5 protein-coding genes and 1 pseudogene are annotated in these 5,268 nt (G+C 65.9%); 3 read left to right on the top strand and 3 right to left on the bottom strand.

From position 1 onward, the window contains the following. The first annotated feature begins 90 nt into the window (after nucleotides 1-90). Both BGN95_RS08170 and BGN95_RS08165 read left to right on the top strand, forming a co-directional pair. Nucleotides 91-1,086, top strand: a complete 996-nt coding sequence (locus tag BGN95_RS08170) for an LLM class flavin-dependent oxidoreductase (protein WP_066519568.1) — start codon at nucleotides 91-93, stop codon at nucleotides 1,084-1,086. A gap of 19 nt (nucleotides 1,087-1,105) precedes the next feature. Further along, complete coding sequence (locus BGN95_RS08165) at nucleotides 1,106-1,690, top strand: glutathione S-transferase C-terminal domain-containing protein (RefSeq protein ID WP_066519570.1); 585 nt, start codon at nucleotides 1,106-1,108, stop codon at nucleotides 1,688-1,690. 90 nt (nucleotides 1,691-1,780) lie between these two features. Here BGN95_RS08165 and BGN95_RS08160 read toward each other — a convergent pair whose 3' ends face one another. From BGN95_RS08160 to BGN95_RS08150, 3 genes are read right to left on the bottom strand one after another with little or no spacing between them, the layout of a single operon-like run. Further along, a complete protein-coding gene (locus tag BGN95_RS08160; protein WP_066519572.1) occupies nucleotides 1,781-2,905 on the bottom strand; it encodes a tyrosine-type recombinase/integrase in 1,125 nt (374 codons plus the stop codon). Continuing rightward, the gene (locus BGN95_RS08155; RefSeq protein ID WP_066519574.1) at nucleotides 2,898-4,139 is read right to left on the bottom strand and encodes a toll/interleukin-1 receptor domain-containing protein; all 1,242 of its coding nucleotides are present in this window, start codon (nucleotides 4,137-4,139) and stop codon (nucleotides 2,898-2,900) included. Before BGN95_RS08155 ends, BGN95_RS08160 begins: the two co-directional genes overlap by 8 nt. Then, on the bottom strand, nucleotides 4,136-4,654 hold the full coding sequence (locus tag BGN95_RS08150; protein WP_066519579.1) for a hypothetical protein: 519 nt from the start codon (nucleotides 4,652-4,654) through the stop codon (nucleotides 4,136-4,138). The genes BGN95_RS08155 and BGN95_RS08150 overlap by 4 nt, the downstream gene beginning before the upstream one ends. Nucleotides 4,655-4,830: 176 nt before the next feature. Here BGN95_RS08150 and BGN95_RS08145 point away from each other — a divergent pair. Continuing rightward, a pseudogene (locus tag BGN95_RS08145) lies at nucleotides 4,831-5,268 on the top strand (hypothetical protein); the annotation flags it as partial.

Genomic DNA, 5,268 nt, shown 5'->3' with positions numbered 1-5,268 from the left:
CTAGTCGTATGCTCAGTCATATGGCTCACTCTTATCTAAGAGCGAGACCCTGTCAGGTCATTTCGGGGGCCAACTCAGTATGAGTGCCCAATGGATCTCGGTATCGTCGATATCTGCCCCACTCCCCCGAATGGCACGCAGGCGGACGCTTTCCGCAATGCAGTCGATCTTGCCCAGCGGGCAGAGGCACTCGGAATCAAGCACTATTGGCTCGCCGAGCATCATGGCTCGGCTGCGGTCGCCTCGCACGCCCCTGAGATCCTTATCGAGCACGTCGCTTCGGCAACGCAGACGATCCGCGTGGGATCGGGAGCCGTGCTGCTGAACCACTACAGCCCGCTGAAGGTTGCCGAGCAATTCCGCACGCTTCATGCGCTTCATCCGGGGCGCATCGACCTTGGCGTCGGGCGTGCGTTTGCCGGACCCGTCGCGGACATCGCCCTGCAAAGGCACCGCGACGGCAGGCGCGTCGACGATCATGCCGATCAGGTTTTCGAACTGCTCTCCTGGTTGACGGGGACGATGCCCCCTGGCCACGCCTTTGCCTCTCTCGATCTCGCGCCGGACGTTCCCGGCTGGCCCGAGATGCTGCTTCTGGGGTCGAGCCAATCGAGCCCGCATCTGGCTGGACAATTGGGCCTTCCCTATGTCTTTGCCGGCTTCATTTCTCCGCAAGGCGCCGTCCCGGCCCTTGCGAGCTACCGCCGAAGCTTCCGGCCTTCCCAGGTGGTGGGCCTCGAGAAGCCGCATGCAATCCTCGCGATCCACGTCGTATGTGCCGACACGACCGAGGAAGCCGAGCGCCTCGCAATGCCGGTCCGGCACATGTATGCGACACTTTCGAGCGGAAAGCTCGAGCGCAGATTGTCTACCCCAGAGCAGGCGATCGCTCACTTCGGCAAAGTTATCAGTGCCGAGAATGATGAGTGGCCGCGCTTCGTGATCGGCGATCCCGCGCGCGTCGCCTCGGTGCTCGAGCGCATGATCGAGCAGACCCGGCCGGACGAGATCATGATCCAGGACCTCATCACCGATCATGGAAGCCGCGCACGATCACATGCCCTGATTGCCGACCTGTTACAGTAAACAATGCGGAGAGAGTTTGATGAAACTATATTACACCCCTGGCGCTTGCAGTCTGGCTGACCATATCGCTCTCCACGAAGCGCAACTTCCTTTCGAAAGGGAACAGGTCGATCTGCAGACCAAGCGCACCGAAGGCGGCGCTGATTACACCTCGATCAATCCGAAGGGATATGTCCCGGCGCTCACTCTCGACTCGGGCGAAACCCTGAGCGAGAACATCGCAATTCTCGACTGGATCGCGCATCAGAACCCGGCGCTGAAGCCCTCCGGCGAGATGGGGCACACGCGCCTGCTGGAGGCGCTAGCCTACGTCTCGACCGAGATCCACAAGAGCTTCAAGCCCTTTTTCGCCGGCGGCGGCGACGACGAGAAGACCAGGGCTGGTGAAGCGATCGTCAAGCGGATGGCCTATCTCGCCGACACGATGAAAGGCGAGTTCCTGTTCGGCGCGGACATCAGCGTCGCCGACTGCTACCTGTTCGTCATGCTGCTTTGGGCACAGAAGATGGGCCTCGACGTGCCCGAAAAGCTTGCCGGCTTCCGCGACCGAATGATGGGGCGCCCGGCCGTGCAGAAGGCGATGACGGACGAGGGCTTGATCTGAACCACGGATGAGACGGGCCTCGGTTGAGGCCGGCCTGGCTCGGCCGATGGCTATCTTGTCGAGCAGCAGCACGCTTGGTGCAGGGTTCTGCTATCGGGAGAACCGCTTCGCCAAGCGCGCGCTCGCGCCGCTCTTCGCGGCGAGCTTGGCGCCATAGCGCATGACCGTCTTGGGATCCCGCCAGCGATAGGCCTGCATGATCGCCGGCAGGCTCTCGCCTGCGGCGAAATTGTCTTGGGCGACGCCAACCCGGATCGAGTGGCTCGAGACGGCGGCCACCCAGCGTTCGAGCTCCGCCTCGCTCATCCCTCCGAGCAGCTTCTTCTCGAACGCGGCGCGGATCAGCCGACGGTAGATCAAGGTGATCGTGTTCGGGTGCAGGGGCCCCTCCCCTACCGACCGCACCGAGCCGTCGAAATAGGTCTCGACGCGCCGAAAGAGCGGTCCGCCCGCTATCCCGCCAGCCCGCTTCCACTCCGCAATCGCCTGCATCGTCGCGGGCGAGAGATAGGCGATGGCGCCCGCGCGCTCGCGGTCGGTCTTGCTGGTCGCAATGAACAGGGTTCCCGAGCCGTCGGAATCGGGCCCTTCGACCGCGTCACAGACGATCGCCACCAGCTCGGAGCGCCGGCAGCCGCTGTCATAGGCGACCCGCAGCAGCGCGCGGTCGCGCGCGCCGAGCATGTCGCGGCGAGAGGCCTTGAGCAGATGCGCCAGGCAGATGCCGGTCGCCGGATCGTCGAGGTCGCTCACCTCACCCTTGAACCGGATGCCGCGCGCCTGGCGCTGGCGCGTGCCCAATAGCTTGCGCAAGCCCTTGAGCTCGAGCCGCACCAGCGGCGCCGCTGTCGGATCATCAAGCCCGGCCATGCGATAAGCCCAGCCGATGTTCACCAGATAGCGCTCGATCGTCGCCGGGGCCCTTCGCTTCAGCGGATTGCGCGGATCCTGCTCGATCCCCGACAAGGCCCGCAGATAGCAAGCGACCGCGTCCGCATCGGCCCGGGCTGTGGCAAGTCCGCGCCGCCGACACCATTGGTCCCAGATCTTCAGATCCGACAGGAAGGCGCGGATCGTGTTCGTCGACCAGGCCCGCGCGGCCGCGGCGACGAGCTGCGGATCGGCGAGCCGGCGGGCCGGCGCCAGCGCCTCGACCTGCGAGACGATCTCGCTGATCGGCGCCGCCTCGACACGGTGGAGCGCAGGTTCAGTCATGATTGCGCGCGAAGCGCAACGTCTCGTCCGTGCGCACAAGCTGCACGGCCCGCCAGGGCGCCGAGGCCAGCGCATGCCGGGATTTGATCGCCCCGACCCGCTCGAGATAGCAGATGGCGCTGTTCATCCGGCGCGGTTCCCATCCGAGCGTCTCGGCAAGCCGCTTGGTGTCGGCGGCCCGCTCCTCGCCCGTCACCATCCGGTTCGCCAGCGTCCGCGCATCCTCGCTGGGGCTGAACGGCATGAACGCCTCGTCAAAGTCCACGAACAGCGCGGGCTGCGGCGCGTAATGTCCGGGCACGTTCATCTCGCGCAGGTAACCGCCGTTCTTCAGATCGAGCAGCGCGATCCTGAGATCATCCGTCGCTATGTCGAGCGAGGCCGTGAGGTCCTCAAGGGTCGCCACCGGGTCGACGGCCAGCGCATGCGCGCTGGTCTCGACGACGTGCTTGCCCACCGCGATCGCAGCCGGCGACCAGCCCTCCAGCCCGCTGGGCGCGGTCTGGACATAGCGGGGGGCGTCGCCGAGCGCCGGCTTGCGGCTCACGCCGTGCAGGCGGTCCACCAGCCCCTTGAGGTCCGCCTCGCTCGCGGGATCGATCTTGAGGAACAGCATCGCCTGCAGGAAGGGCGAGAGCTTTGCAGGATCGAGGTCGACGACGAGCGGCACGAACCGGCTCTTGCCACCGACCTGCTGGACGAGGCCGACGTCGATCTCCTTTGCGACCCACGGCTTGGCGATCGACTTCTCGGTCAGCACCACGACGAAATGGGTCATGGCGCCGAGGCCCTCCTCCATCTTCTGCCGAAGACTATCGCCCGGCTCGATCTCCCATTCGTCGAACCAGACGTCGACGCCGTTCGCCATCAGATATTCCGCGATCGGACGCACCCGATCCTTGTCCTCGCTCGCATGCGCCAGATAGACTTTGGGGTGCGGGGCGCCGTCGGCGGCATTCATGACCTGAACCTTTCCCGGGTCGACCCCCAGACGCTTTTCCAGAAGCCGCGCGAAAGCAGGCGAGCCGGTGGTGCGGATCGCCACCCGATTGCCCGACAGCCGGTCGACGAAGACGTCGGCATGATGGCCGGTCTCGGGATCGACGATCGAGGCGGCCGCTCCCCTCGCCTTCTCCTCGAGCGCCTGCATGCCGAGCGCGATCGCCTTGGCCTCGATGTCGGCGGCAAACCTGCTGGCGTCGAACGGCCGGCCATTGTGGGTGAACTTGATCATTGGCTGTGGCGCTGAACGTATCGGCGCAGCTCCACCAGATCCTCGTCGGCGAGCAGAATCCCCATCGTCGGATAGTCGTCCTGCAGCGACTTGCGCACGCGGCCGTCGTGAACGCATGGGATCAGCAGCGCGAAGGCGGGGTTGAAGCGGCGGCGCTCCCAGCCCGCGGCCTCCTCGAGCTTCCTGGCGTTCCCGCCCAGCTCGGGCTGGTCGAGCAGCAACCGGGCGAGCACGACCGAATCCTCGACCGGGTCGTGCCCGGTGATCGCGGGATCGCTGGCGATGAACAGCTCTACCGTCGTCCGCACGCGCGGCAGGTGCGGCCCCAGCACATGCGAGAGCGTCACGAGCCCGTCGGCCTCGAGCTCGGCCAGCGCCATTCCCAAGGTCTTGCGGCTTTCCTGGGGGAAGGCCTCGAGCAGCTCGTCGCCAAAATGCGTCGGCAGGCCCTTGGGGCTGTGCTCGGCCATGTGGCGGCCGAGCCGCTGCGCAAGGTCACTCAGATGCTCGTACACGCCTCGTCTTTCCTGTTGCGCCCCGGTGCGGAGGCCCGCCGGTGCCCGAACAGCCAGCTCCTGTTCCTTACCGGCATATAGAAGCTTCAACAATGGGGTGTTGATAAGGGTTCATTATCAACACTAGGCGTGACTCCACGCTATACTCAAAGGGCGATCTCGGGATATGCTTGGGGATGGCTCGCCGCTCTTCCGCGCTGACATCGCTGCCGTGGAGCGACGGTCTCGCCGCGGCGCTCGAGCAGGCGAGCGCCGCCGTCGGGCGGCTCGATGCGCGGACTTCCGCCACTTCGGGTGCTCGCGCGTGGCAATTGCGCGCCGCCTGGACCGGCTACGCCGCCGCGCTCCAGCTCCAGGGCCACGAGATCGACGAAATCGATGTTTTTTCGTGGGGCTGCGCCCTCCCCGTCCCCGGCCGGCCACGGATCGCGACGCTCGACGATCCCTTCGAAGGCTTCGCCAGATGGCAGGCCCAGTTCGCCGGAAACACCCGGCGCCACTGGCGCGAGGACCTGGGCGCGCGGGTCGAACCCGACCCGAGCTACGCCGGCCCCCGGCTGATCCGCGCGCTCGAGGCTCTGCGGCAGATCAGCATCGCCGAGAAATCGAAGTGC

The sequence above is a fragment of the Sphingomonas sp. 66-10 genome (genome assembly GCF_001897045.1).
Lineage (GTDB): Bacteria > Pseudomonadota > Alphaproteobacteria > Sphingomonadales > Sphingomonadaceae > Sphingomonas > Sphingomonas lycopersici.
The sequence above is the reverse complement of the archived record's forward strand: the minus strand, read 5'-3'. Positions and strand labels throughout refer to the sequence as shown.